This is a genomic window from Streptomyces sp. cmx-18-6 (assembly GCF_046548915.1).
Lineage (GTDB): Bacteria > Actinomycetota > Actinomycetes > Streptomycetales > Streptomycetaceae > Streptomyces.
This window is the reverse complement of sequence record NZ_JAEBEP010000004.1, coordinates 477,189-503,184: the sequence shown is the minus strand read 5'-3', so window position 1 is coordinate 503,184 and position 25,996 is coordinate 477,189. Positions and strand designations below refer to the sequence as shown.

Genomic DNA, 25,996 nt, shown 5'->3' with positions numbered 1-25,996 from the left:
CCCATGACCAGCAAGGGCACCCACCAGTGGCGCGGCATCATCGAGGAGTACCGGGACCGGCTTCCGGTCACCGCTACGACGCCGGTCGTCACCCTTCGTGAGGGCGGTACGCCGCTCGTTCCGGCGCAGGTCCTCTCCGAGCGCACGGGCTGCGAGGTGCACCTCAAGGTCGAGGGCGCCAACCCCACCGGTTCGTTCAAGGACCGCGGCATGACCATGGCCATCACCCGGGCCAAGGAGGAGGGCGCGAAGGCCGTCATCTGCGCCTCCACCGGCAACACCTCGGCCTCCGCCGCGGCGTACGCGGTGCGGGCGGGGATGGTCTGCGCCGTCCTCGTACCGCAGGGCAAGATCGCGCTCGGCAAGATGGGCCAGGCGCTCGTGCACGGCGCCAAGATCCTCCAGGTCGACGGAAACTTCGACGACTGCCTCACCCTGGCCCGCTCGCTCTCGGACAACTACCCGGTGGCGCTGGTCAATTCGGTCAACCCGGTCCGTATCGAGGGCCAGAAGACCGCCGCGTTCGAGATCGTCGACGCGCTCGGCGACGCCCCCGACATCCACGTCCTGCCGGTCGGCAACGCGGGCAACATCACCGCGTACTGGAAGGGGTACACCGAGTACGCAGGCGACGGCGTCTCCACCCACGCGCCGCGCATGTGGGGCTTCCAGGCGTCCGGTTCCGCGCCCATCGTGCGCGGCGAGATCGTCAAGGACCCGTCCACCATCGCCACCGCGATCCGCATCGGCAACCCGGCCTCCTGGAACTACGCCCTGGCCGCGCGGGACGAATCGGGCGGATTCATCGACGAGGTGACGGACCGGCAGATCCTGTCCGCCTACCGGCTGTTGGCCTCCCAGGAGGGCGTCTTCGTGGAGCCCGCGTCGGCCGCCTCCGTCGCCGGTCTGCTCAAGGCCGCCGAGGAGGGCAAGGTCGACCCCGGCCAGCGCATCGTCTGCACGGTCACCGGCAACGGCCTCAAGGACCCCGACTGGGCCGTCGCGGGCGCCCCGCAGCCGGTCACGGTCCCGGTCGACGCGGCCACGGCAGCACAGAAGCTCGGACTGGCCTGACCCGTCCGGGGCCCGCACGGCGACCGTCCGGCGACCCGCGCGGGACCCGGGCGACCCGGGCGGGACCCCGTCCGGGCCGGGTGCCGGCAGCCGGGCCCTGACTACGTCCGGGTCAGGTGCCGGCAGCCCGGTCGGTCGACCGGCCGTCCGGGCCGGGTGCCGACAGCTCGGTCCTGGCTTCGTCCGGGCCAGGCGTCCGGAGCCCGGTCCTGCACTGCGTCCGGGCCGGGCGTCGACAGCCCCGCCAGGACGGCCGGTCAACCGTGACAACCCAGCTCAACCGCCCTCTTATCGGGGCGGAGAGCGCAGAGGAGGCGGGCGACACGCATCGTGCGCCTCCTGTGCGCCCTATGTCGCGCGGGAACCTTCCTTCGATAAGCTGTACCCCATCCGCCCGACCTCCGCCCGACGGTGTGCCGCGCCGCGGTAGCCGTAGGGGGTGGCGCGTCGGCCACCGGGTCCCCGCACCGCCCGGGGCGCACTCCCCACCGCCGTACCCCACCCCCGCCGCACCGCACCGCCCCCGCAGAGCCCCACCGCACCGCAATCCCCGCCGCCTTGCAAGGAGTCGTCCAACCGATGGCCGGTCCCGCGTTCCGAGCCGCCGCCGTCAGGGTGCGCGTCCCCGCCACCAGCGCCAATCTGGGCCCGGGCTTCGACGCCCTGGGCCTCTCGCTGGGGCTGTACGACGATGTCGTCGTCCGCGTCGCCGACTCCGGGCTCCACATCGACATCGCGGGCGAGGGCGGCGAGACGCTGCCCCGCGACGAGAGCCACCTCCTCGTACGCTCCCTGCGCACCGCGTTCGACCTGCTCGGCGGCCAGCCCCGCGGGCTGGAGATCGTCTGCGCCAACCGCATCCCGCACGGCCGCGGCCTCGGCTCCTCCTCCGCCGCCATCTGCGCCGGAATCGTCGCCGCCCGCGCCGTGACGACCGGCGGCGACGCCCGTCTCGACGACGAGGCCCTCCTGGAGCTGGCCACCGAGATCGAGGGGCACCCCGACAACGTCGCGGCCTGTCTGCTCGGCGGGTTCACCCTCGCGTGGATGGACGGCGGAGCGGCCCGGGCGATCCGGATGGACCCCGCGCGGTCCGTCGTTCCGGTGGTCTTCGTGCCCGGCCGGCCCGTGCTCACCGAGACGGCGCGCGGCCTGCTCCCGCGCACCGTCCCGCACGTCGACGCGGCCCTCAACGCGGGGCGCGCCGCCCTGCTGGTCGAGGCGCTGACCCGGCGGCCCGAGCTGCTGCTCGCCGCCACCGAGGACCGCATCCACCAGGAGTACCGGGGCCCCGCGATGCCCGAGAGCGTCGAGCTGGTGCACCGGCTGCGCGCCGACGGCGTGCCCGCTGTCATCTCCGGCGCGGGCCCCACGGTGCTCGCGCTGGCGGAGGAGGGGTCCGCCGACAAGGTCGCCCGGCTGGCGGGGGAGGGCTGGGCCGCGAACCGGCTGGCCCTCGACGCCGCGGGCGCGACCGTGCTGCCACTGGCCGCGTAATCGCAGGTGATTACCGGTGGCCGAGAGGGGGAATGTTTGTTGGAGCCGGTAGTGTTAACCTCAAGTCTGCAACCGACGTCTTTGAGGCGCGTTGCTTCGTGTCCCCCTCCGGGACCACCATTCTTCCGGGAGCCTCCCCAACTGCCTGAGCAGCCTGCCTGAGCAGTTTCGAGCACGCTCCGGAACCGGCACGACACCCCTCGCTCGTCCAGGAGTGGGCCGAGCAGGGGGATCTCGCGCCGGACCCCGCACGTTCATCTCTCCGCCGTACCCGGCGGACCACCGCCCCGGCAAGGTCCGCGATCCAGCAAGATCAACAGACCGCAGTCGGACAGCACAACCGGTCGCCGAGCCAGAAGGCCGACGTCCGCTCCAGGGAAGGACCCTTCGTGAGCGACACCACCGATCTGATGGGCGTGACTGCCGACAAGAACGTCGACAGCGCCGCGCCCGCCGAAGGTGCTGCCACTGGCACCACCGCACGGCGCCGCCGCTCCGGCACCGGCCTCGAGGGCATGGTCCTGGCCGAGCTGCAGCAGGTCGCGTCCGGCCTCGGCATCAGGGGTACCGCGCGGATGCGCAAGAGCCAGCTGATCGAGGTCATCAAGGAGGCGCAGGCCGGCGGCGGATCCGCCGCCCCCAAGACCTCCTCCAAGGCCGCCGAGGCCCCCGCCGCCGAGACGGAGAGCAAGCCCAAGCGGCGTGCCACCTCGAAGGCGCGCACCGGGGACGAGGCGGCCGCCGACGACAAGGCCGCGGCCCAGCAGCAGATCGACATCCCCGGTCAGCCGGCCAGCGACGACCAGCCCACGGGCGAGCGCCGTCGCCGCCGCGCCACCGCGCAGGCGGGCAGCCCCGACACCAAGGCCGAGGCGAAGACCGAGGCCAAGGCGGAGCCGCAGGCCGAGCAGAAGTCCGAGGACCGGGGCGAGCCCAAGGGCGACGCCAAGGCCGAGGCCGCCGCCGACAGCGCCGAGGGCCGTCGCGGCGACCGCCAGGGCCGCGGCGACCGCGAGCGCGGGGACCGGGGCGAGCGCGGGGAGCGCCGCGAGCGCCAGCGCGACCGCCGGGGCAAGGGCGACGACCAGGGCCAGCAGGGCGGCGGCGGACAGCAGCAGCGCCCGCAGCGCCAGGGCCAGGGACAGAACCAGGGCCAGGGCGGCCAGGGCCAGCAGAACCGTGACAACGGTCCGCAGGACGACTTCGACGACGAGGCGGGCGGCCGCCGCGGCCGTCGTGGCCGCTACCGCGACCGCCGCGGCCGTCGCGGGCGCGACGACTTCGCGAGCGACGTGCAGGTGGCCGACGACGACGTCCTGATCCCCGTCGCGGGCATCCTGGACATCCTCGACAACTACGCGTTCATCCGGACCTCCGGCTACCTGCCGGGCCCCAACGACGTGTACGTCTCGCTCGCCCAGGTCCGTAAGAACGGCCTGCGCAAGGGCGACCACGTCACCGGTGCGGTGCGCCAGCCCAAGGACGGCGAGCGGCGCGAGAAGTTCAACGCGCTGGTCCGCCTCGACTCGGTCAACGGCATGGCCCCCGAGTCCGGCCGGGGCCGCCCCGAGTTCCAGAAGCTGACCCCGCTGTACCCGCAGGACCGGCTCCGTCTGGAGACCGACTCCAACATCCTGACGACGCGGATCATCGACCTGGTGGCCCCGATCGGCAAGGGCCAGCGCGGGCTGATCGTGGCCCCGCCGAAGACCGGCAAGACCATGATCCTCCAGGCCATCGCCAACGCGATCACGGTCAACAGCCCCGAGTGCCACCTCATGGTCGTCCTGGTCGACGAGCGTCCGGAAGAGGTCACCGACATGCAGCGGTCGGTGAAGGGCGAGGTCATCTCCTCGACCTTCGACCGCCCCGCCGAGGACCACACCACCGTCGCCGAGCTGGCCATCGAGCGCGCCAAGCGCCTCGTGGAGCTGGGTCACGACGTGGTCGTCCTGCTCGACTCGATCACCCGTCTGGGCCGCGCGTACAACCTCGCGGCGCCGGCCTCCGGCCGCATCCTCTCCGGTGGTGTCGACTCGACCGCGCTGTACCCGCCGAAGCGCTTCTTCGGCGCGGCGCGCAACATCGAGGACGGCGGCTCGCTGACCATCCTGGCCACCGCGCTCGTCGAGACCGGCTCGCGCATGGACGAGGTGATCTTCGAGGAGTTCAAGGGCACCGGCAACATGGAGCTCAAGCTCGACCGGAAGCTCTCGGACAAGCGCATCTTCCCGGCGGTGGACGTCGACGCGTCCTCCACCCGCAAGGAAGAGATCCTGCTCGGCACCGACGAGCTGGCGGTCGTCTGGAAGCTGCGCCGGGTGCTGCACGCGCTCGACCAGCAGCAGGCGATCGAGCTCCTCCTGGACCGGATGAAGAAGACCCAGTCCAACGCGGAGTTCCTGCTCCAGATCCAGAAGACGACGCCGGGCAGCGGAAACGGCAACGACTGACGTACGTACGGCAGTTGACGCTGAGGGCCCCCAGCACCACGGTGCTGGGGGCCCTCAGCGTTCCCCGCCCCGGCCCCGAGACCTTTGCCACACGCCTCAGCGCCCGGCGACCGCCCGGGCGGTCGCCGTCCCGGCGCGAAACCGCAGGTGAACGCCGGATCGTGGGCCGTCCGCCGGCCCACGACCGCCCCCGTCGCCCACCGGGGCCCCACAGGCCCCTGTGCAACCCTTCTTGCTGCTTCGACGTCTGATCAAGAGATGACAAACCGTCCCGGAACCGTCACGGCCGGCGGCGAGGAGCAGCACAGCGCCGTACGAGGGAGACGCGTGAGCGAGCAGAAGAGAACCCCGGGGCGGATACGCGGCACCGGCAGCCGCCGGAGGAAGCCCTCCCGCCGCCACCGCGCGAAGGCCGTCGCGGCCTGGACGGCGGCGGGCGTGGTGGTCGTCGGCGGAGCCGGGCTCGGATACGCGTACGTCACGCTCGACGGCAACCTCTCCAGCGTCGACATCGACGCCAAGCTCGGCGGCGACCGCCCCGACGACGTGGACGACGGCTCGCAGGACATCCTGGTGCTGGGCTCCGACTCGCGCTCCGGCGACAACGGGCAGTACGGCGTCGACGAGGGCGCGGCCCGCTCGGACACGGCGATGGTCGTGCACGTCGACAAGGGCCACAAGTCCGCGAGCGTCGTCTCCATACCGCGCGACACCCTGATAGAACGCCCCGCCTGTACGAGTGACACCACGGGCGAGCCGGTCGGCGCCGAGCACCGGGCGATGTTCAACACCGCGTACGAGGTCGGCGGACCGGCCTGTGCGGTCAAGACCGTCGAATCGATGTCCGGCATCCGCATGGACCACTATCTGGAAGTCGACTTCACCGGCTTCAAGAAGCTCATCGACGAGCTCGGCGGCGTCGAGATCACCACGAAGACCGCGATCAACGACTCCAAGAGCCATCTCGACCTGGAGCCGGGCACCCACACCCTGGACGGCGAGGAGTCCCTCGGGCTCGTCCGCACCCGCAAGAGCGTCGGCGACGGCAGCGACCTCGGGCGCATCCAGCTCCAGCAGGCGTTCATCAAGGCGCTGATGGAGCAGGCGAAGAGCGTCGGGGTGTTCTCCAGCCCGAAGAAGCTGTTCGGGCTCGCGGACGCCGCCACCAAGGCCGTCACCACCGACTCCGGGCTCGGCTCGGTCAAGAAGCTCACCGGGTTCGCGAACGGCCTCAAGGGGCTGGGCGCGAAGAACGTGCACATGGTGACGCTGCCCGTCGAGTACGACCCGGCCGACCCGAACCGGGTCCTCCCGCAGGAGGAGGCCGGCCGGCAGGTGTGGGCGGCGCTGAAGCAGGACCGGCCGATCCCCGCCTCCGCCACCGAGAAGTCGGCCGGCGACAAGGGCGAGGCCGGACAGGTGGTGCGCTGAGGACCGCGGGGAATACCTGCGGCCCGCCCCCGGTTTTGGGAGATACGGCCCGTCCTGGCAGACTGGTACGTCGGCCCCGGTTCACGGCCGCGCAATCCGCGCGGACGACCCGGCGCCCTCCCGAAACTAGGAGACACCTTGAAGCGCGACATCCACCCCGAGTACGTCGAGACGCAGGTCAGCTGCACCTGCGGTGCGTCGTTCACCACCCGGAGCACCATCGACTCCGGCGCCATCCGCGCCGACGTCTGCTCCGAGTGCCACCCGTTCTACACGGGCAAGCAGAAGATCCTCGACACCGGCGGCCGCGTGGCCCGCTTCGAGGCCCGCTTCGGCAAGGCTGCCGGCTCCGCCAGCAAGTAGCGAGCCACTGCGCCGGTTCTCGGCGCCCTCTTCCCGGGGGCGTCGGAACCGGCGTTTTTTCCGGTCGGGTGCGCGGGGGAGCCCCTCCGGACGCCCCACCGGGCAGTACGCCCTCCAGCAGGCCCGCAGACGTAACCAACCAGGAGCCCCCGAATGTTCGAGGCGGTCGAGGAACTGATCGGCGAACACGCCGGTCTTGAGAAGAAGCTCGCCGACCCGTCGGTCCACGCCGACCAGGCCAACGCGCGCAAGCTGAACAAGCGCTACGCGGAGCTGACCCCGATCGTCTCCACGTACCGGGCCTGGAAGCAGACCGGCGAGGACATCGAGACCGCCCGCGAGTACGCGGCGGACGACCCCGACTTCGCCGCCGAGGTCAAGGAGCTGGAGAAGGAGCGCGAAGAGCTCACCGAGAAGCTCCGCCTGCTCCTCGTCCCGCGCGACCCCAGCGACGACAAGGACGTGCTCCTGGAGATCAAGGCGGGTGCGGGCGGCGACGAGTCCGCCCTGTTCGCCGGTGATCTGCTGCGCATGTACCTGCGCTACGCCGAGCGCATCGGCTGGAAGACCGAGATCATCGACTCCACCGAGTCCGAGCTCGGCGGCTACAAGGACGTCCAGGTCGCCGTCAAGACCAAGGGCGGCAACGGGGCCACCGAACCCGGGCAGGGCGTCTGGGCCCGGATGAAGTACGAGGGCGGCGTGCACCGCGTGCAGCGCGTGCCCTCCACCGAGTCCCAGGGCCGCATCCACACCTCCGCCGCGGGCGTGCTCGTCACCCCCGAGGCCGAGGAGGTCGAGGTCGAGATCCACGCCAACGATCTCCGCATCGACGTCTACCGCTCCTCCGGCCCCGGCGGGCAGTCCGTCAACACGACCGACTCCGCCGTCCGGATCACGCACCTGCCGACCGGCGTCGTCGCCTCCTGCCAGAACGAGAAGAGCCAGCTTCAGAACAAGGAGCAGGCCATGCGCATCCTGCGCTCCCGGCTGCTGGCCGCCGCCCAGGAGGCCGCCGAGCAGGAAGCCTCCGACGTGCGCCGCAGCCAGGTCCGCACGGTCGACCGCTCCGAGAAGATCCGGACGTACAACTTCCCGGAAAACCGCATCTCGGACCACCGCGTCGGCTTCAAGGCGTACAACTTGGACCAGGTGCTCGACGGAGAGCTCGACGCCGTCATCCAGGCGTGCGTCGACGCCGACTCCGCCGCCAAGCTCGCCAACGCGTAAGCACCCCGCCCGCCCCGCACACCCGTGAACCGTACGGAGAACCGCGATGAACCTGCTGCTCGCCGAGGTGGCCCAGGCCACCCAGCGGCTGGCCGACGCCGGTGTCCCCTCGCCGCGATTCGACGCCGAGGAACTCGCGGCCTATGTCCACGGGGTGAAGCGGGGCGAGCTGCACCAGGTGCCCGACACCGACTTCGACGCCCGGTACTGGGAGACGATCGCCCGCCGCGAGGCCCGCGAACCGCTCCAGCACATCACCGGCCGCGCCTTCTTCCGCTATCTGGAGCTCCAGGTCGGACCCGGTGTCTTCGTGCCCCGCCCGGAGACCGAGTCCGTGGTCGGCTGGGCGATAGACGCCGTCCGCGCGATGGACGTCGTCGAGCCCGTCGTCGTCGACCTGTGCACCGGCTCGGGCGCCATCGCGCTCGCCATGGCCCAGGAGGTCCCGCGCTCCCGCGTGCACGCCGTGGAGCTCTCCGAGGACGCCCTCAGGTGGACCCGGAAGAACGCCGAGGGGTCCAGGGTCACCGTCCACCGCGGAGACGCCCTGAGCGCCCTCCCCGAGCTCGACGGCCAGGTCGACCTGGTGATCTCCAACCCGCCGTACATCCCGCTCACCGAATGGGAGTACGTCGCCCCCGAGGCCCGCGACCACGACCCGGAGATGGCCCTCTTCTCCGGCGAGGACGGCCTCGACACCATCCGCGGCATCGAGCGCACCGCCCACCGGCTGCTGCGCCCCGGCGGCCTCGTCGTCATCGAGCACGCCGACACCCAGGGCGGCCAGGTGCCGTGGATCTTCACCGAGGAGCGGGGCTGGGCCGACGCGGCCGACCACCCCGACCTCAACAAGCGCCCCCGGTTCGCCACCGCCCGCAAGGCCATGCCGTGACCGGCCCCCGCACCCCGTACCCGTACCCGCTTGAGGAGGCCGGCTGATGGCACGGCGATACGACTGCAACGACGCGACCGACCGGACCACCGGCCTGCGTGAGGCCGCGTCCGCCGTCCGCCGCGGCGAACTGGTCGTGCTGCCCACCGACACCGTGTACGGGATCGGTGCGGACGCCTTCAGCTCGGAGGGCGTCGCCGACCTGCTGGACGCCAAGGGCCGGGGCCGCAACATGCCCACCCCCGTCCTCATCGGCTCCCCGAACACCCTGCACGGCCTGGTCACCGACTTCTCCGAGCAGGCGTGGGAGCTGGTCGACGCCTTCTGGCCCGGCGCCCTCACCCTGGTCGCCAGGCACCAGCCCTCGCTCCAGTGGGACCTGGGGGACACCCGGGGCACCGTCGCCATCCGGATGCCGCTGCATCCTGTCGCCATCGAGCTGCTGACCGAGGTCGGCCCGATGGCCGTCTCCAGCGCCAACCTCACCGGACACCCCTCGCCGGAGGACTGCGACGCCGCGCAGGGCATGCTGGGCGACTCCGTCTCCGTCTACCTCGACGGCGGCCCGACACCCGGCATCGTGCCGTCCTCGATCGTCGACGTCACCGGCGCCACCCCGGTCCTCCTGCGGGCCGGCGCGCTCTCCGTGGAGGAGCTGCGCAAGGTGGTCCCCGACCTCGAGGTGGCCAATTGACCGCCCCCGAGGGGCGTGGCATAGCGGGGCGGACGGACACCTTCCGCATCCTCCACGTCAGCACCGGCAACGTCTGCCGCTCGCCGATCACCGAGCGGCTGACCCGCCATGCCCTGGTGGACCGCCTGGGGGACCCGCTCAGCGGCGGCCTGATCGTGGAGAGCGCGGGCACCTGGGGCCATGAGGGCGCGCCCATGGAGGCCAACGCCGAGGTCGTCCTCGCGGACTTCGGGGCGGACGCCAGCGGTTTCGTCGGCCGCGAGCTCCTGGACGAGCACGTGATCCGCGCCGACCTGGTCCTCACCGCCACCCGCGACCACCGCGCCCAGGTCATCTCCATGGGCCACTCCGCGGGCCTGCGGACCTTCACGCTCAAGGAGTTCACCCGGCTGGTGCGGGCCATAGACCCGGCCACCCTGCCCGACCCGCTCGACGAGGGCGTCGTCGAGCGCGCCCGCGCCCTGGTCCGCGCCGCCGCCGCGCTGCGCGGCTGGCTGCTGGCCCCGACCGCCGAGGCGGACGAGGTCTACGACCCCTACGGCGCGCCCATCACCTTCTTCCGCTCCATCGGCGACGAGATCAACCAGGCGCTCGACCCGGTGGTCACGGCGCTCACCGGCGTACGCGCCCCGCACTGACGGGCGCACGAGGGCCGGCGCCGACGAGGCCGCTTCGCGCCCCCCGACCGGCGTACGAGCCGGACGCCGACCGGCGTACACGCCCCGCGCCCGACAGCCGTACGCGCTCCGCACCGAGCGCCGGCGCACCCCGCGCCCCCGGTGCGCCGACCGGCGTACGGGACCGTCCGACAGCGGGCAGAGCGCCCCGCCCCGGCCTACATTGGAGCTGACACCGGCACACCCTCGCCGGCGCACCCGCCTCCAGGCCCGGAGCCCTCCCATGCCGGTCACCTCTCCCGCCGCACCCCATCCCGCAGCCGCGCCCGCGCCGACCGCGCCCGACGCCCCGCCCCAGGACTTCGGCGCGCTGCTCCGCCAGGACCCGGAGGTCGCCGGGGTGCTGCTCGCGGAGAGGGGCCGGCAGGCCACCACCCTCCAGCTGATCGCCGCCGAGAACTTCACCTCGCCCGCCGTCCTGGCCGCCCTCGGCTCCCCGCTCGCCAACAAGTACGCCGAGGGCTACCCGGGCGCCCGCCACCACGGCGGCTGCGAGCACGCGGACGCCGCCGAACGCATCGCCGTACGCCGGGCCACCGCACTCTTCGGCGCCGAACACGCCAACGTACAGCCGCACTCCGGTTCGTCCGCCGTCCTCGCCGCCTACGCCGCGCTGCTGCGCCCCGGCGACACGGTGCTCGCGATGGGACTCCCCTACGGGGGCCACCTCACCCACGGATCACCCGGCAACTTCTCCGGCCGCTGGTTCGACTTCGTCGGGTACGGGGTGGACCCGGACAGCGGGCTCATCGACTACACCCGGCTGCGCGCCCTGGCCCGCGCCCGCCGCCCCAAGGCGATCGTCTGCGGCTCGATCTCCTATCCCCGCCACCCCGACTACGCGCTGTTCCGGGAGATCGCCGACGAGGCGGGCGCGTACCTGATCGTCGACGCCGCCCACCCGATGGGCCTGATCGCCGGGGGAGCGGCGCCGAGCCCGGTGCCGTACGCCGACGTCGTCTGCGCCACCACGCACAAGGTGCTGCGCGGACCGCGCGGCGGGATGATCCTGTGCGGCGCGGATCTGACGGAGCGGATCGACCGGGCGGTGTTCCCGTTCACGCAGGGCGGGGCGCAGATGCACACGGTGGCGGCGAAGGCGGTCGCGTTCGGGGAGGCGGAGACACCGGCGTACACGCTGTACGCCCACCAGGTCGTCGCCCACGCCCGGGTGCTGGCCGCCGGTCTGGAGGCCGAGGGGTTCGAGGTGACCACGGGCGGCACCGACACCCACATCGTCGTCGCGGACCCGGCCCCGCTCGGCGTCGACGGCCGCACCGCCCGGATGCGGCTGGCCGCCGCCGGCATGGTCCTGGACACCTGCGCGCTGCCGTACGGGGACGCCCGGGGCATCCGGCTGGGTAGCGCGGCCGTCACCACGCAGGGCATGGACGAGGGGGACATGGCCAGGATCGCGGCCCTGTTCGGCGCGGCCGTGCGGGAGTCGGGCGACGTGGGTCCGATCGCGGCGGAGGTCCGTGGGCTGGCGATGCGGAATCCTCCGTACCCGGGGTAGCCGAAGCCTGTGCAACCATCACCCGTACCGTGGAGTCCTTGTTCATGAGACTAGGGTGTGGGGCTGAGATGGCCGGCGAATTCTGTGGGGCAGCCCGTGCGTGATTACCTGCTGACGCTCTGTGTCACGGCCGCAGTGACTTATCTGCTGACCGGACCGGTGCGTAAGTTCGCCATCGCGGTCGGGGCGATGCCCGCGATCCGTGCGCGCGACGTCCACCGGGAGCCGACTCCGCGGCTCGGTGGGATCGCCATGTTCGGCGGACTGTGTGCGGGACTGATCGTCGCCGACCACCTCCGCAACCTGAAGAGTGTCTTCGAACTCTCCAACGAACCAAGGGCGTTGCTCTCCGGCGCCGCCCTGATCTGGCTGATCGGCGTCCTCGACGACAAGTTCGAGCTGGACGCCCTGATCAAGCTGGGCGCCCAGATGATCGCCGCCGCCGTCATGGTCATCCAGGGTCTGACGATCCTGTGGCTGCCGATCCCCGGCGTCGGCACGGTCGCCCTCACCCAGTGGCAGGGCACGCTCCTCACGGTGGCGCTGGTCGTCATCACGATCAACGCGGTCAACTTCGTCGACGGCCTGGACGGGCTGGCGGCGGGCATGGTGTGCATCGCTTCTGCGGCGTTCTTCCTGTACGCCTACCGCCTCTGGATCGGGTACGGGATCGAGGCGGCGGCCCCCGCGACGCTGTTCGCGGCGATCCTGATGGGCATGTGCCTCGGCTTCCTGCCGCACAACATGCATCCGGCGCGGATCTTCATGGGCGACTCGGGCTCGATGCTCATCGGCCTGGTGCTGGCGGCGGGCGCGATCTCGATCACGGGCCAGGTCGACCCGGACGCGATGAAGCTGTTCGAGGGCGGTGAGCGCGAGGCCACCCACGCGATGCTGCCGGTCTTCATCCCCCTGCTGCTGCCGCTGACGATCATCGCGATCCCGGCCGCCGACCTGGTCCTCGCCATCGTCCGGCGCACCTGGAACGGTCAGTCGCCGTTCGCCGCCGACCGGGGCCATCTGCACCACCGCCTGCTGGAGATCGGCCACTCGCACAGCCGGGCCGTGCTGATCATGTACTTCTGGTCGGCCCTCATCGCCTTCGGAGCGGTCGGCTACTCGGTGCACTCGGCCTCGATGTGGATCGTCTTCGTCATCATGGCGGCGAGCACGGTGGGCCTGGTCCTGCTGCTGATGCCGCGCTTCACCCCGCGCGCCCCGCACTGGGCCAACCGCTTCGTGCCGCCCCGCTACCGCCGCGAGGACCCGGCCGACGCCTCGGCGTCCTCCTCCGCGTACGGCCGCACGCCGGAGTCCGGGGCCCCGGGTGTCCAACAAGGGCCCGGGGAGCCGCAGATGGGCCAGGAGGACTCCGAACAGGTCCCCGTGGCGGTCGGCGTCTCCGGCGTCAACGGAGCGACCGCGATCGGCGCTCGTTCGCGTTTCTCCGATCGCCGCTCGATCGACTCCTCACGCTGACGATTCGGATCCTGCGGTGCATTACCAGACATTGCACCGCCTTGTCGTGCACACACGCGCGGGGTAACTCTCATGTGTGACAGTTGGCACACTTTCCAGGTAAAGACCTCATCAAATAGTTTGTGATACCGTTCACGAGACCCGGTGACGGAGCCGAAGGACCCTAGTGAGACGGTCCATTGGCCCGAATTTCCGCCCCGCGGACCGGGCCTACGCTCGTCCATGACGACGCCCCATTCCTCCCCAAGACCAGTGGAGCTGCCGCCATGCAGTCCGACATGCGCGAACTACTGCGCATCGCCACCCCCACCGTCGCCGTGGGCGCCATCGCCACGCTCGTCGGCGGGCTGCTCGCCGGCGGCAAGGGGGCGATCGGCGCCGCGGTGGGCTGCGTGGTCGTGGTCGTCTTCATGGCGTTCGGAATGATCGCGCTCCAGTGGGCCGCCAAGGCCATGCCTCACCTTCTTCAGGGCATGGGGCTGATGATTTACTCGGCTCAGCTCGTGCTCCTGCTCGTCTTCATCCTGAGCATCAGGAACACCACCCTCTTCGACCTCAAGGTCTTCGCTCTCTCCCTGGTCGCCGCGGTGATCACGTGGATCACCGTGCAGACCGTGCGGCATGCCAGGAGCAAGACCCTGTACGTCGATCCCGACGCGGACACCGCGAACCGTCCGGGCGGGGCTGGGGGAGCTCGTGACCAGTAGGGCCGGGATAAAGCCGTGTTCGACGTGCTGCTATCGTCCGGTCTCGGTTGCGGTAGTGCGAGCGCGGGCAACAGGGCGGTCGCTTGATTCATCGCGAGGCTTCGGGCCCGGCCGCCGCCTCCTCACCGTAAGAACCAGTCCGGTGCCGACCTGCGGCCACCCGCCGCTCCGACACAACGAGGTAGCCGCATCCATGCGCCATGCAGAAGGAGCTCTTGGTGACTGACGCCCAGACGCTCGCTTTCGAGACTGACTGCCACTTGTTCCAGGGATGCGGATTCCAGGCTCCCAGCGTGTGGTCGTTCATGTTCGAGCCGCTCTTCACCATCGGGCCTGTCGAGTTCAACAAGCCCATGCTGCTCGCGATCATCGGAACCTTCGCGATCCTGGCCTTCTTCTGGGCCGGCTTCGCCAAGTCCAAGGTCGTGCCCGGCAAGCTGCAGATGGTCGCCGAGGCGCTGTACGACTTCGTCCACCGCGGTATCGCCCGTGAGGTCATCGGCAAGAAGGGCGAGCCCTTCGTCCCGCTGCTGGTCTCGCTGTTCTTCTTCGTGTGGATCCTGAACCTCTGGGCCATCATCCCGATCGCCCAGTTCCCGGTCAGCTCGATCATCGCGTACCCCGTGGGCCTCGCCCTGGTGGTCTGGGTGACGTACATGACGGTGACGTTCAGGACGAACGGATTCGTCGGAGGCATCCGCAACCTCTGCGTCCCGAGCGGTCTGCCGAAGCCCGTCTACGTGCTGCTGACGCCGATCGAGTTCCTCTCGAACATCTTCGTGCGGCCGTTCACGCTGGCGGTCCGACTCTTCGCGAACATGTTCGCGGGCCACATCCTGATCCTGATCTTCACGATCGCCACCTGGTACATGCTCGGCACCGTCCTGGGCACGGTCTACGCCTCCGCGTCGTTCCTCATGACGCTGGTGCTCACCGTGTTCGAGATGTTCATCCAGGCCCTTCAGGCATACGTGTTCACGGTGCTGACCGCCACGTACCTCTCCCAGGCGCTCGAAGAAGCCCACTGAGGACCCGATAGCCCTCCGGCTACCACCCTCAGACCCCCAGACGCCCGGTGCGAAGACCATTTCCACCGGTCCCACCAAGAGAAGGAACCACAGACATGTCTGCTGCTTTCGAGACCCTCGCGGCCGTAGAGGGCAACGTCGGCACCATCGGTTACGGCCTCGCCGCGATCGGCCCCGGTATCGGCATCGGCATCATCTTCGGTAACGGCGTGCAGGCCATCGCCCGCCAGCCCGAGGCCGCCGGCCTCATCCGTCAGAACATGCTGCTCGGCTTCGCCGTCGTCGAGGCCCTGGCCCTCATCGGCTTCGTCGTCCCGTTCATCCTCAGCTGACGTACGGCTCTAGCTCGATTCGACGGAAAGGTCCACCATGATCTACCTGGCAGCCGAGGAAGCGCAGAAGCCTCTGTTCCCGGTGTGGCCCGAGGTCGTCATCGGCTTGATCTGCTTCGGCATCGTCTTCTTCGTCTTCTCGAAGAAGCTTCTTCCGGTGATCAACAAGACCCTGGACGAGCGCCGCGAGGCGATCGAGGGCGGCATCGCGAAGGCCGAAGAGGCTCAGACCGAGGCCAACAGCGTTCTTGAGCAGTACAAGGCTCAGCTCGCCGAGGCCCGCCACGAGGCCGCTCGCCTGCGCCAGGAGGCGCAGGAGCAGGGTGCCGTCATCATCCAGGAGATGAAGGCGGAAGGTCAGCGGCAGCGCGAAGAGATCATCGCCGCCGGCCACACCCAGATCGAGGCCGACCGCAAGGCCGCGGCCTCCGCGCTGCGTCAGGACGTGGGCAAGCTCGCCACCGACCTGGCCGGCAAGCTCGTCGGCGAGTCCCTCCAGGACCACGCCCGGCAGAGCGGCACCGTCGACCGTTTCCTCGACGAGCTCGAGGCGAAGGCCGAGGCGGCCCGATGAACGGCGCGAGCCGCGAAGCACTGGCCGCCGCACGCGAGCGGCTCGACGCGCTGACCGACAACACGTCGGTCGACGCGGCGGCCCTCGCCGACGACCTGGCATCGGTCACCGCGCTGCTCCACCGCGAGGTATCTCTGCGCCGGGTCCTCACCGACCCGGCCCAGAGCGGCCAGAGCAAGGCCGAGCTGGCCGCGCGCCTGCTCACCGGTCAGGTCAGCGGCGAAGCCGTCGACCTGGTCTCCGGGCTGGTCCGGTCCCGCTGGTCGCAGTCGCGCGACCTGGTGGACTCGGTCGAGGAGCTGGCGAACACCGCGGACCTCACCATGGCCCAGCGCACCGGCGCCCTCGACGACGTCGAGGACGAGCTCTTCCGGTTCGGCCGGATCGTCGGCTCCGACACGGAGCTGCGTTCCGCGCTCACCAGCCGTACGGCCACGGCCTCGGCCAAGGGCGAGCTGCTCCGCAGCCTGCTCGGCGGCAAGGCGCAGCCGGTCACCGAGCGGATCATCGTCCGCCTGGTGACGCAGCCTCGTGGACGTAGCCTGGAAGCGGGACTCGAGTCCCTGTCCAAGCTCGCCGCGGAGCGCCGCGACCGCGCGGTCGCCGTCGTCACCTCGGCGGTGCCGCTCAGCGACCGGCAGAAGCAGCGCCTGGGCGCCGCCCTGGCGAAGCTGTACGGCCGCGAGATGCACCTGAACCTGGACGTGGACCCCGCGGTCCTCGGCGGGATCTCGGTGCGCGTCGGTGACGAGATCATCAACGGCACCGTCGCGGAGCGCCTCGAAGAGGCGACCCGTCGCATGGCCGGCTGACACAGAGCAAGAACAAGCAAGACCAGCGGCCCGGTTGGGCCGTGCAGAAATTGCAGAAGATTCCTGGGGGTCGGCCCCCAGACCCCCTTAAGAAACTTCGGGCCCAACAAGGAGAGCAGGGAACCCAGATGGCGGAGCTCACGATCCGGCCGGAGGAGATCCGGGACGCACTGGAGAACTTTGTCCAGTCGTACCAGCCGGACGCGGCCTCGCGCGAGGAGGTCGGTACGGTCAGCGTTGCCGGCGACGGCATCGCGAAGGTGGAGGGCCTGCCCTCCGCCATGGCGAACGAGCTGCTGAAGTTCGAGGACGGAACCCTCGGTCTCGCCCTCAACCTCGAGGAGCGCGAGATCGGTGCGATCGTTCTCGGCGAGTTCAGCGGCATCGAGGAGGGCCAGCCGGTGCAGCGCACCGGTGAGGTGCTCTCCGTAGGCGTCGGCGAGGGTTACCTCGGCCGCGTCGTCGACCCGCTCGGCACCCCGATCGACGGTCTCGGCGAGATCGAGACCGACAGCCGCCGCGCCCTCGAGCTGCAGGCCCCTGGCGTCATGGTCCGCAAGTCGGTGCACGAGCCGATGCAGACCGGCTACAAGGCCGTCGACGCCATGGTGCCGATCGGCCGCGGCCAGCGTCAGCTGATCATCGGCGACCGTCAGACGGGTAAGACCGCTCTGGCCGTCGACACGATCATCAACCAGCGCGACAACTGGCGCTCGGGCGACGTGAACAAGCAGGTGCGCTGCATCTACGTCGCCATCGGTCAGAAGGGCTCCACCATCGCCTCCGTGCGTGGTGCGCTCGAAGAGGCCGGCGCGCTGGAGTACACGACCATCGTCGCCGCCCCGGCGTCCGACCCGGCCGGCTTCAAGTACCTGGCGCCGTACACCGGTTCGGCCATCGGCCAGCACTGGATGTACCAGGGCAAGCACGTCCTGATCATCTTCGACGACCTCTCGAAGCAGGCCGACGCCTACCGCGCCGTGTCCCTGCTGCTGCGCCGCCCGCCGGGCCGTGAGGCATACCCGGGTGACGTCTTCTACCTGCACTCGCGTCTGCTGGAGCGCTGCGCCAAGCTCTCCGACGAGATGGGCGCCGGTTCGATGACGGGCCTCCCGATCGTCGAGACCAAGGCGAACGACGTGTCGGCGTTCATCCCGACCAACGTCATCTCCATCACCGACGGCCAGTGCTTCCTGGAGTCCGACCTGTTCAACGCGGGTCAGCGTCCGGCGCTCAACGTCGGCATCTCGGTCTCCCGAGTCGGTGGCTCCGCCCAGCACAAGGCCATGAAGCAGGTCTCCGGCCGGCTCCGCGTGGACCTCGCCCAGTACCGCGAGCTGGAGGCGTTCGCCGCCTTCGGTTCCGACCTGGACGCGGCCTCGAAGGCGTCGCTGGAGCGCGGCAAGCGCATGGTCGAGCTGCTGAAGCAGCCGCAGTACGCCCCGTTCCCGATGGAGGAGCAGGTCGTCTCGGTCTGGGCCGGCACCACGGGCAAGATGGACGACGTCCCGGTCGAGGACATCCGTCGCTTCGAGGGTGAGCTGCTGGAGTACCTGCGCCGCGAGCGCAAGGACCTCCTGACCAGCATCGCCGAGGGCGGCAAGATGTCCGACGACACGCTGCAGTCGATCGCCGACGCGATCGCCGCCTTCAAGCAGCAGTTCGAGACCTCGGACGGCAAGCTCCTGGGCGAGGGCTGATCGATGGGCGCTCAGCTTCGCGTTTACAAGCGCCGCATCCAAGCCGTCACCGCGACCAAGAAGATCACCAAGGCGATGGAGATGATCGCCGCCTCGCGCATCGTCAAGGCGCAGCGCAGGGTGGCGGCGTCGAAGCCGTACGCGACCGAGCTCACCCGTGCGGTGACCGCGGTGGCCACCGGCTCCAACGCCGAGCACCCGCTCACCACCGAGCCCCAGGCCCCGACCCGCGCCGCGGTTCTGCTCGTCACGAGCGACCGCGGTCTGGCCGGCGGCTACTCCTCCAACGCCATCAAGGCGGCGGAGCGGCTGCGGGAGCGCCTCGCCGGCGAGGGCAAGGAGGTCGACACCTTCATCGTCGGCCGCAAGGGTGTCGCGTACTACGGCTTCCGCGAGCGCAAGGTCGAGGAATTCTGGACGGGCTTCACCGACAACCCGGCGTACGCCGATGCCAAGCGCGTCGCCGCCCCGTTGATCGAGGCCATCCAGAAGGACACGACCGAGGGCGGCGTCGACGAGCTGCACATCGTCTTCACGGAATTCGTGTCGATGATGACGCAGAACGCGGTCGACGACCGGATGCTGCCGCTTTCGCTCGACGAGGTCACGGAGGAGAGCACTCGCAAGGGCGAGATCCTTCCGCTGTTCGAGTTCGAGCCGTCGGCTGAGGACGTCCTCGACGCCCTTCTGCCGCGCTACGTCGAGAGCCGTATCTACAACGCACTGCTCCAGGCTGCCGCTTCCGAGCACGCTGCCCGCCGTCGTGCGATGAAGTCGGCCACCGACAACGCCGGGGATCTCATCAAGAGCCTCTCCCGGCTTGCCAACGCGGCCCGACAGGCCGAAATCACCCAGGAAATCAGCGAGATCGTCGGCGGTGCCAGTGCTCTGGCCGACGCGACCGCGGGGAGTGACAAGTAATGACCACCGCTGTTGAGACGGCCGCTGCCACGGGCCGCGTCGCCCGGGTCATCGGCCCGGTCGTCGACGTGGAGTTCCCCGTCGACGCGATGCCGGAGATCTACAACGCCCTTCACGTCGAGGTGGACGACCCGGCCGAGGCCGGCGCCCGCAAGACGCTGACCCTCGAAGTCGCCCAGCACCTGGGTGACGGCGTGGTCCGCGCGATCTCGATGCAGCCCACCGACGGCCTGGTCCGCCAGGCCCCGGTGACCGACACGGGCACGGGCATCACCGTCCCGGTCGGTGACATCACCAAGGGCAAGGTGTTCAACACCCTCGGCCAGATCCTGAACGAGCCGGAGGCCGAGGCGCAGATCACCGAGCGCTGGCCGATCCACCGCAAGGCCCCGGCCTTCGACCAGCTCGAGTCCAAGACCGAGATGTTCGAGACCGGCCTGAAGGTCGTCGACCTGCTGACCCCGTACGTCAAGGGCGGCAAGATCGGTCTGTTCGGTGGTGCGGGCGTCGGCAAGACGGTCCTCATCCAGGAAATGATCATGCGTGTGGCGAAGCTGCACGACGGTGTGTCGGTGTTCGCCGGTGTCGGCGAGCGCACCCGTGAGGGCAACGACCTCATCGACGAGATGACCGAGTCGGGCGTCCTGGAGAAGACCGCGCTGGTCTTCGGCCAGATGGACGAGCCGCCGGGCACCCGTCTGCGGGTCGCGCTGTCCGCCCTGACCATGGCGGAGTACTTCCGCGATGTGCAGAAGCAGGACGTGCTGCTCTTCATCGACAACATCTTCCGCTTCACGCAGGCCGGTTCCGAGGTCTCCACGCTGCTCGGCCGCATGCCGTCCGCGGTGGGTTACCAGCCGACCCTGGCCGACGAGATGGGTGTGCTCCAGGAGCGCATCACCTCGACGCGTGGTCACTCGATCACCTCGATGCAGGCGATCTACGTCCCCGCGGACGACCTGACCGACCCGGCCCCGGCCACCACGTTCGCCCACCTCGACGCGACGACGGTGCTCTCCCGTCCGATCTCCGAGAAGGGCATCTACCCGGCCGTGGACCCGCTGGACTCCACGTCCCGCATCCTGGACCCGCGTTACATCACGCAGGAGCACTACGCCGCGGCCAGCCGCGTCAAGGGGATCCTGCAGAAGTACAAGGACCTCCAGGACATCATCGCGATCCTCGGCATCGACGAGCTGGGCGAGGAGGACAAGCTCGTCGTCCACCGTGCCCGTCGCGTCGAGCGCTTCCTGTCGCAGAACACCCACGCCGCCAAGCAGTTCACCGGCCTGGACGGTTCGGACGTGCCGCTCGACGAGTCGATCGCCGCGTTCAACGCGATCTGCGACGGGGAGTACGACCACTTCCCCGAGCAGGCGTTCTTCATGTGCGGTGGCCTGGACGACCTCAAGGCGAAGGCCAAGGAGCTCGGCGTCTCCTGAGCCTCCGGCTCGCCGAGGGGGGTGGGTGTGGTCCCACCCCCCTCATCACGCCCCGTAGAATTGAACCGACACCCGGCCGGGCGGCCGGGTGGTGACCCGAGGAGTCTCCTTGGCTGCTGAGCTGCATGTCGAGCTGGTCGCCGCGGACCGCAGTGTCTGGTCCGGCGAGGCCACCCTGGTCGTCGCGCGTACCACGTCCGGCGAAATCGGCATCATGCCCGGTCACCAGCCGCTTCTCGGTGTGCTGGAGTCGGGCCCGGTGACGATCCGCACAAGCGAGGGCGGTACCGTCATCGCCGCTGTGCACGGTGGTTTCATCTCGTTCGCGGACAACAAGCTGTCGCTGCTGGCCGAGATCGTCGAGCTGGCGGACGAGATCGACGTCCAGCGCGCCGAGCGTGCGCTGGAGCGCGCGAAGTCGGACGCGGACGCCGCCGCCGAGCGGCGCGCCGAGATCCGTCTCCGCGCGGTGGCGGTGCGCTAGCACCCCCACGGACAGATGTTTTTACTCAGCCGCGGCCCGCGCTGGAGAAATCCAGCCGTGTCGCGGCTGAGGCGATGCAGGTGCAATTCAGTTCGATTCGGTTCGTTTTCGGTTACTCGACGATGCGAGGAGGTCGGTGGAGATGGTCCTCGCGTTGTGGGTGGGCGCATCGGTCGTCGTACTGGTCCTGGTGGGGTTGTTCGTCTTCGGTCTGCGCCGGCGGCTGATCCAGCGGTCCGGAGGCACCTTCGACTGCAGCCTCCGCTGGGACGTCTCCGAAGAGCCGGACCCCTCCGGCAAAGGCTGGGTCTACGGGGTCGCCCGCTACAGCGGCGACCGCGTCGACTGGTTCCGTGTCTTCTCCTACGCTCCTCGCCCCCGCCGGGGCCTGGAGCGTTCTGCGATCGAGGTGATCGCCCGCCGGCTCCCGGAGGGCGAGGAGGAGCTCGCGCTCCTGTCCGACTCCGTCGTGCTCGGCTGTCTCCACCGGGGGACCCGCCTGGAGCTGGCGATGAGCGAGGACGCCCTGACCGGCTTCCTCGCCTGGCTGGAGGCGGCGCCGCCCGGCCAGCGGGTCAATGTCGCATAAGTAGCAGCCCCGCTGGGAGGGGGTCCCCCCGGACGGAGTCTGGGGGAGGGTCGACGTGGCGTGACCGACGTACGACCGCCCCCCCCGGGGCACGTGCGTACACAGCGAAAAGCCGGGGAGACGGGGGGCGGACCCGTCTCCCCGGCGCTTTCCGGGGGTGGTGCTTTCAGTTACGGCGTGGGGATCACCGCCGGTGGCGCTACTTGAGACCGCCGTTGATCGCGGTCACCAGCTCACCGTTGGTGGTGTCACCGCTGAACTCCCAGAAGAACGCGCCTCCCAGGCCCTGGTTCTTCGCCCAGGTCATCTTCGTGCCGATGGTGGCCGGGGTGTCGTAGCTCCACCAGTTGGTGCCGCAGTGGGCGTAGGCCGTGCCGGCGATGGTGCCGGTGGCGGGGCAGATGTTCTTGAGGACCTTGTAGTCCTCGTTGCCCGCCTCGTACGTGCCCGGGGCCGCGCCGGTCGCCGTGCCGCCGGGGGCGGACTGGGTGACGCCGGTCCAGCCGCGGCCGTAGAAGCCGATGCCCAGGAGCAGCTTCTTGGCCGGGACGCCCTTCGCCTTCAGCTTGGCGATGGCGTCGGCGGAGTTGAAGCCCTGCTGCGGGATGCCGGGGTACGAGGTCAGCGGGGAGTGCGGGGCCGTCGGGCCCTTGGTCGCCCACGAGCCGAAGAAGTCGTACGTCATCACGTTGTACCAGTCGAAGGACTGGGCGGCGCCCGCGTAGTCGGCGGCGTCGATCTTGCCGCCCTCCGAGCCGTCCGCGGTGATGGCGGCGGTGACCAGGTTGTTCGCGCCGAACTTCGCCCGGGTGGCGTCGGCGATCTTCTTCAGTGCGCCCGGACCGCTGGTGTCACAGGTCAGACCACAGGCGTTGGGGTACTCCCAGTCGAGGTCGATGCCGTCGAAGACATCGGCCCAGCGGGGGTCCTCGACCAGGTCGTAGCAGGACTGGGCGAAGGCGGCGGGGTTCTGGGCGGCCTGGGGGAAGCCACCGGACCAGGTCCAGCCGCCGAAGGACCAGAGGATCTTGATGTGCGGGTACTTGGCCTTCAGCTTGCGCAGCTGGTTGAAGTTGCCGCGCAGCGGCTGGTCCCAGGTGTCGGCGACGCCGTCGACGGACTGGTCGGCGGTGTACGCCTTGTCGTAGTCGGCGTAGGAGTCGCCGATGGTGCACTTGCCGTTCTGCACGTTGCCGAAGGCGTAGTTGATGTGCGTGATCTTCGCGGCGGAGCCGGACGTCACCAGGTTCTTGACGTGGTAGTTGCGCCCGTAGACGCCCCAGTTGGTGAAGTAGCCCAGGTTGATCTTGTCGCCGCCGGGCTGCTCGCCGCCGCCACCGCCGGTGGTGCGGACCGAGACCGAGCCGGAGACCGGGCCGAGCTGGTCGATGGTGTCGCGGGCCTGGACGGCGTACGCGTAGTCCGTGCCGGCGGTCAGGCCGGTGTCGGTGTACGTGGTGCCGGTGACCGTGGCGACCTTGGCGCCGTTGCGCAGGACGTCGTAGTTCTTGACGCCCTTGTCGTCGGTGGCCGCGCTCCAGCTGAGCTTCACCGAGGTGTTGGCGACGTCGCTGGTGGTGGGGGTGCCGGGGGCCGAGGGCGGGTTGTCGCCGGGGACGGTGGAGCCGTCACAGGAGGCGCCGTTCAGCTTGCAGCCGGAGGGGGAGCCCGGGCCGGAGCCGTTGAAGCCGAAGCTGAGGCTGGCGCCGGGGGCTATGGTCCCGTTCCAGCCGAGGTTCTTGGCGGTCCAGCGGTTGCCGGAGCTGGTGACGGTCGCGTCCCAGGCGGAGTTGACCCGGGTCCCGGTGGGGAAGTCCCACTCGATGGTCCAGGAGGAGAGCGACGTGGTGCCGGTGTTCTTCACCGTCCACTGGCCCTCGAAGCCGCTGCCCCAGTCGGACTTCTTGGTGTACGTGGCGGTGGCCGACGCGGCGGCCGACGCGGGGGAGGCCAGACCCACCATCGCGGCCAGCGGGACGACGAGTGCGGTGAGGCCCGCGACGACCTTGGATCTGCCGCTCCGGGTGGGGATCCATCTGAATCGGGAACGGCGTCGGGGGGAATCGGTGCTCAACGGTGCTCCTCGGGTGAGGTCCAGCAAACGGGGGTGATTCGTGGACTGCAAACCCTGCGCCGCCCTGAGTACGCGTGCTCTCGTACTCACCGCAGTGTGTGTTCGGTGACATTAGGAAGGTCTGGACCAATCGTCAAGAGGTCTGGACCAAAGATCGGAGGCCGTGATCAGACGCCCAACTCCCGTGCGAGCACCGCCGCCTGAACCCGGCTCCGCAGCTCCAGCTTGGCCAGCACTCTGCTGACGTGCGTCTTCACCGTCGCCTCGGCCATCGCCAGCCGCAGCGCGATCTCCGCGTTCGACAACCCCTCGCCCAGACACCCCAGCACCTCCCGCTCGCGCCGGGTGAGCGCGTCCAGCACCGAGGGGTCGGCCGTCGCCCCGGCGCGTACGGGAGCGGCTCCGGCGAACTCCGCGATCAGCCGGCGCGTCACGGCCGGGGCGATCAACCCCTCGCCGCGCGCCACCGTCCGTACCGCATCCAGCAGTTCGCGGGCGTCGGCGTTCTTCAGCAGGAAGCCCGAGGCTCCGGCCCGCAGCGCCCCGAACACGTACTCGTCCAGGTCGAACGTGGTGAGGATCAGGACGTCCGCCAGCTCCTCGGCCACCACCTGACGCGTCGCCGACACCCCGTCCAGCCGGGGCATCTGCACATCCATCAGGACCAGATCCGGCCGGAGTCCACGCGCCAGGCGCACCGCCGCCTCGCCGTCCCCGGCCTCCCCGACCACCTCGATGTCCGGCGCGCTGGACAGGATCAGCACCAGCCCCGCGCGCACGGCCGCCTGGTCCTCCGCGATGAGCACCCGGATCGTCATTCCCGTACCGCCTCTTCCTCCACGGGCAGTTCGGCCCGCACCCGCCAGATCCTGGTTCCCCCGCCGTCCGTCTCGGCCCCCGCGCCGAACGTCCCGCCGAGCAGCGCCACCCGCTCCCGCATCCCCACCAGCCCGGCGCCCGAGCCCGGCGCGGTGGGCCCCGGACGGCTCCCGAAGGCGCTGGTCACCTCGACCGTCAGCAGCTCCCCGATCCGGCCGAGCCGCACCGTCACCGGGCCCGGCGCGGCGTGCTTGAGGGCGTTGGTCAGGGATTCCTGCACGATCCGGTACGCGGCCAGCTCGACCGGCGTCGGCAGCGCGCGCGGGTCCGCCGCCCGGGAGTCCTCCAGCACGCAGGTCAGCCCGCTGGACGCGCCGTTGCCGTTCGCCTGCTCGATCAGGGCGTCCAGGGACGCGAGCGTCGGTGCGGCGGCCGGGGCCTCGTCCTCGCCGCGCCGGCGCAGCAGCCCGATCAGCCGGCGCATCTCGGCCAGGCCCTCGACGCTGTTCTCCCGGATCACCTTGAGGGCGTTGCGGGAGGTCTCCGGGTCGTCGATGGACAGGGCGGCGGTGGAGTGGATCGCCACGGCGGAGAGGTGGTTGGCCACCATGTCGTGCAACTCCCGCGCCATCCGGGTCCGTTCCGCGATCACCGCCTGGACCCGGTCCATCTCGGCGAGCCGCGCGGTCTGTTCGGCGGCCAGCCGGGCGGCCTCGGCGGCGGTGCGGTGGTTGCGCACGCTGACGCCGGTGATCGCGGGGGCGATGGAGATCAGCCCCGCCACGACTCCGATCAGCAGCGCCTCCGGCCGGCGGAACCACGCCAGGAAGCCGACCGTGACCGCGACGGTGATCAGCACGGAGGCCACCGGGATCCGGCGGGCGGCGGCCGGACTCCCGTACAGCACGGCGGCGTACACGAGGTCCGTGAACATCACGACCGTCGCCAGATTGCCCCGGGTGAACTGGTCCGTCACCAGCGCGAGCGTGCCGACGAGCAGCGCGGTCCGCGGCGCGCTGCGGCGCAGCAGCAGCATCGAGGCCGTCACGGTCAGCGGTACGAGGGTGGCCCAGGGCGCGGAGAAGGGGTGGCCGCGCTGGGTGTGCAGGCCGAGCAGCCACAGGAGGAGGCCGCCGAGCAGCCCCACGGCCGCGAAGATCACGTCATGGCGGTGGGGGAGGCGGATCGCGGTGAACACCTCTCCATCC

The 25,996-nt window shown here is 70.4% G+C and carries 24 protein-coding genes; 21 read left to right on the top strand and 3 right to left on the bottom strand.

The features are described from left to right. Positions 1-3 precede the first annotated feature (3 nt). The 21 genes from thrC (at position 4) to ACLJPL_RS12820 (ending at position 21,895) form a co-directional block, all read left to right on the top strand. The gene (gene thrC / locus ACLJPL_RS12920; RefSeq protein ID WP_411080913.1) at positions 4-1,074 is read left to right on the top strand and encodes a threonine synthase; all 1,071 of its coding nucleotides are present in this window, start codon (positions 4-6) and stop codon (positions 1,072-1,074) included. Positions 1,075-1,653: 579 nt separating this feature from the next. Then, entirely contained in the window at positions 1,654-2,571 is a 918-nt protein-coding gene (gene thrB / locus ACLJPL_RS12915; protein ID WP_055558681.1) for a homoserine kinase, read from the top strand. A gap of 389 nt (positions 2,572-2,960) precedes the next feature. Continuing rightward, positions 2,961-5,024 carry a transcription termination factor Rho gene (gene rho, locus ACLJPL_RS12910; protein WP_411080912.1) on the top strand — a complete coding sequence of 688 codons (2,064 nt, stop codon included), beginning with the start codon at positions 2,961-2,963 and terminating at the stop codon, positions 5,022-5,024. A 327-nt stretch (positions 5,025-5,351) separates the two neighbouring features. Continuing rightward, positions 5,352-6,455 (top strand): LCP family protein, encoded by a 1,104-nt coding sequence (locus ACLJPL_RS12905; RefSeq protein WP_411080911.1) that lies wholly within the window; start codon positions 5,352-5,354, stop codon positions 6,453-6,455. 138 nt (positions 6,456-6,593) lie between these two features. Beyond that, positions 6,594-6,818, top strand: a complete 225-nt coding sequence (gene rpmE, locus ACLJPL_RS12900) for a 50S ribosomal protein L31 (protein ID WP_015611364.1) — start codon at positions 6,594-6,596, stop codon at positions 6,816-6,818. Positions 6,819-6,971: 153 nt separating this feature from the next. Then, complete coding sequence (prfA, locus tag ACLJPL_RS12895) at positions 6,972-8,048, top strand: peptide chain release factor 1 (RefSeq protein ID WP_334663188.1); 1,077 nt, start codon at positions 6,972-6,974, stop codon at positions 8,046-8,048. Between the two features lie 46 nt (positions 8,049-8,094). Beyond that, complete coding sequence (gene prmC / locus ACLJPL_RS12890; RefSeq protein WP_411080910.1) at positions 8,095-8,940, top strand: peptide chain release factor N(5)-glutamine methyltransferase; 846 nt, start codon at positions 8,095-8,097, stop codon at positions 8,938-8,940. Between the two features lie 46 nt (positions 8,941-8,986). Further along, positions 8,987-9,634: an L-threonylcarbamoyladenylate synthase gene (locus ACLJPL_RS12885; RefSeq protein WP_411080909.1), complete on the top strand. Its 648-nt coding sequence runs from the start codon at positions 8,987-8,989 to the stop codon at positions 9,632-9,634. Beyond that, positions 9,631-10,272 (top strand): protein-tyrosine-phosphatase, encoded by a 642-nt coding sequence (locus ACLJPL_RS12880; protein ID WP_084749341.1) that lies wholly within the window; start codon positions 9,631-9,633, stop codon positions 10,270-10,272. The genes ACLJPL_RS12885 and ACLJPL_RS12880 overlap by 4 nt, the downstream gene beginning before the upstream one ends. A gap of 262 nt (positions 10,273-10,534) precedes the next feature. Continuing rightward, positions 10,535-11,827 (top strand): serine hydroxymethyltransferase, encoded by a 1,293-nt coding sequence (glyA, locus tag ACLJPL_RS12875; protein WP_411080908.1) that lies wholly within the window; start codon positions 10,535-10,537, stop codon positions 11,825-11,827. Between the two features lie 84 nt (positions 11,828-11,911). After that, entirely contained in the window at positions 11,912-13,306 is a 1,395-nt protein-coding gene (locus ACLJPL_RS12870) for an MraY family glycosyltransferase (RefSeq protein WP_411080907.1), read from the top strand. A 266-nt stretch (positions 13,307-13,572) separates the two neighbouring features. Then, positions 13,573-14,013 (top strand): hypothetical protein, encoded by a 441-nt coding sequence (locus ACLJPL_RS12865; RefSeq protein WP_411080906.1) that lies wholly within the window; start codon positions 13,573-13,575, stop codon positions 14,011-14,013. A gap of 200 nt (positions 14,014-14,213) precedes the next feature. Then, positions 14,214-15,041, top strand: a complete 828-nt coding sequence (gene atpB / locus ACLJPL_RS12860; protein WP_411080905.1) for a F0F1 ATP synthase subunit A — start codon at positions 14,214-14,216, stop codon at positions 15,039-15,041. A gap of 95 nt (positions 15,042-15,136) precedes the next feature. Continuing rightward, positions 15,137-15,373: an ATP synthase F0 subunit C gene (atpE, locus tag ACLJPL_RS12855; RefSeq protein WP_411080904.1), complete on the top strand. Its 237-nt coding sequence runs from the start codon at positions 15,137-15,139 to the stop codon at positions 15,371-15,373. 37 nt (positions 15,374-15,410) lie between these two features. Continuing rightward, positions 15,411-15,947: a F0F1 ATP synthase subunit B gene (locus tag ACLJPL_RS12850; RefSeq protein ID WP_411080903.1), complete on the top strand. Its 537-nt coding sequence runs from the start codon at positions 15,411-15,413 to the stop codon at positions 15,945-15,947. Further along, complete coding sequence (locus tag ACLJPL_RS12845; protein WP_411080902.1) at positions 15,944-16,759, top strand: F0F1 ATP synthase subunit delta; 816 nt, start codon at positions 15,944-15,946, stop codon at positions 16,757-16,759. The genes ACLJPL_RS12850 and ACLJPL_RS12845 overlap by 4 nt, the downstream gene beginning before the upstream one ends. A gap of 128 nt (positions 16,760-16,887) precedes the next feature. Further along, positions 16,888-18,459 (top strand): F0F1 ATP synthase subunit alpha, encoded by a 1,572-nt coding sequence (gene atpA / locus ACLJPL_RS12840; RefSeq protein ID WP_411080901.1) that lies wholly within the window; start codon positions 16,888-16,890, stop codon positions 18,457-18,459. 3 nt (positions 18,460-18,462) lie between these two features. After that, complete coding sequence (locus ACLJPL_RS12835) at positions 18,463-19,380, top strand: F0F1 ATP synthase subunit gamma (protein ID WP_411080900.1); 918 nt, start codon at positions 18,463-18,465, stop codon at positions 19,378-19,380. Next, the gene (gene atpD / locus ACLJPL_RS12830) at positions 19,380-20,822 is read left to right on the top strand and encodes a F0F1 ATP synthase subunit beta (RefSeq protein ID WP_411080899.1); all 1,443 of its coding nucleotides are present in this window, start codon (positions 19,380-19,382) and stop codon (positions 20,820-20,822) included. The genes ACLJPL_RS12835 and atpD overlap by 1 nt, the downstream gene beginning before the upstream one ends. A gap of 109 nt (positions 20,823-20,931) precedes the next feature. Continuing rightward, positions 20,932-21,306 (top strand): F0F1 ATP synthase subunit epsilon, encoded by a 375-nt coding sequence (locus ACLJPL_RS12825; protein ID WP_411080898.1) that lies wholly within the window; start codon positions 20,932-20,934, stop codon positions 21,304-21,306. A gap of 142 nt (positions 21,307-21,448) precedes the next feature. After that, on the top strand, positions 21,449-21,895 hold the full coding sequence (locus ACLJPL_RS12820) for a DUF2550 domain-containing protein (protein WP_031122931.1): 447 nt from the start codon (positions 21,449-21,451) through the stop codon (positions 21,893-21,895). A 199-nt stretch (positions 21,896-22,094) separates the two neighbouring features. On the opposite strand, the gene ACLJPL_RS12815 is transcribed toward ACLJPL_RS12820, so the two are convergent. From ACLJPL_RS12815 to ACLJPL_RS12805, 3 genes are all read right to left on the bottom strand, one after another. Then, entirely contained in the window at positions 22,095-23,969 is a 1,875-nt protein-coding gene (locus tag ACLJPL_RS12815; RefSeq protein ID WP_411080897.1) for a glycosyl hydrolase family 18 protein, read from the bottom strand. A 167-nt stretch (positions 23,970-24,136) separates the two neighbouring features. Further along, on the bottom strand, positions 24,137-24,787 hold the full coding sequence (locus ACLJPL_RS12810; RefSeq protein ID WP_411080896.1) for a response regulator: 651 nt from the start codon (positions 24,785-24,787) through the stop codon (positions 24,137-24,139). Beyond that, the gene (locus ACLJPL_RS12805; protein WP_411080895.1) at positions 24,784-25,986 is read right to left on the bottom strand and encodes a sensor histidine kinase; all 1,203 of its coding nucleotides are present in this window, start codon (positions 25,984-25,986) and stop codon (positions 24,784-24,786) included. The genes ACLJPL_RS12810 and ACLJPL_RS12805 overlap by 4 nt, the downstream gene beginning before the upstream one ends. Positions 25,987-25,996 lie beyond the last annotated feature (10 nt).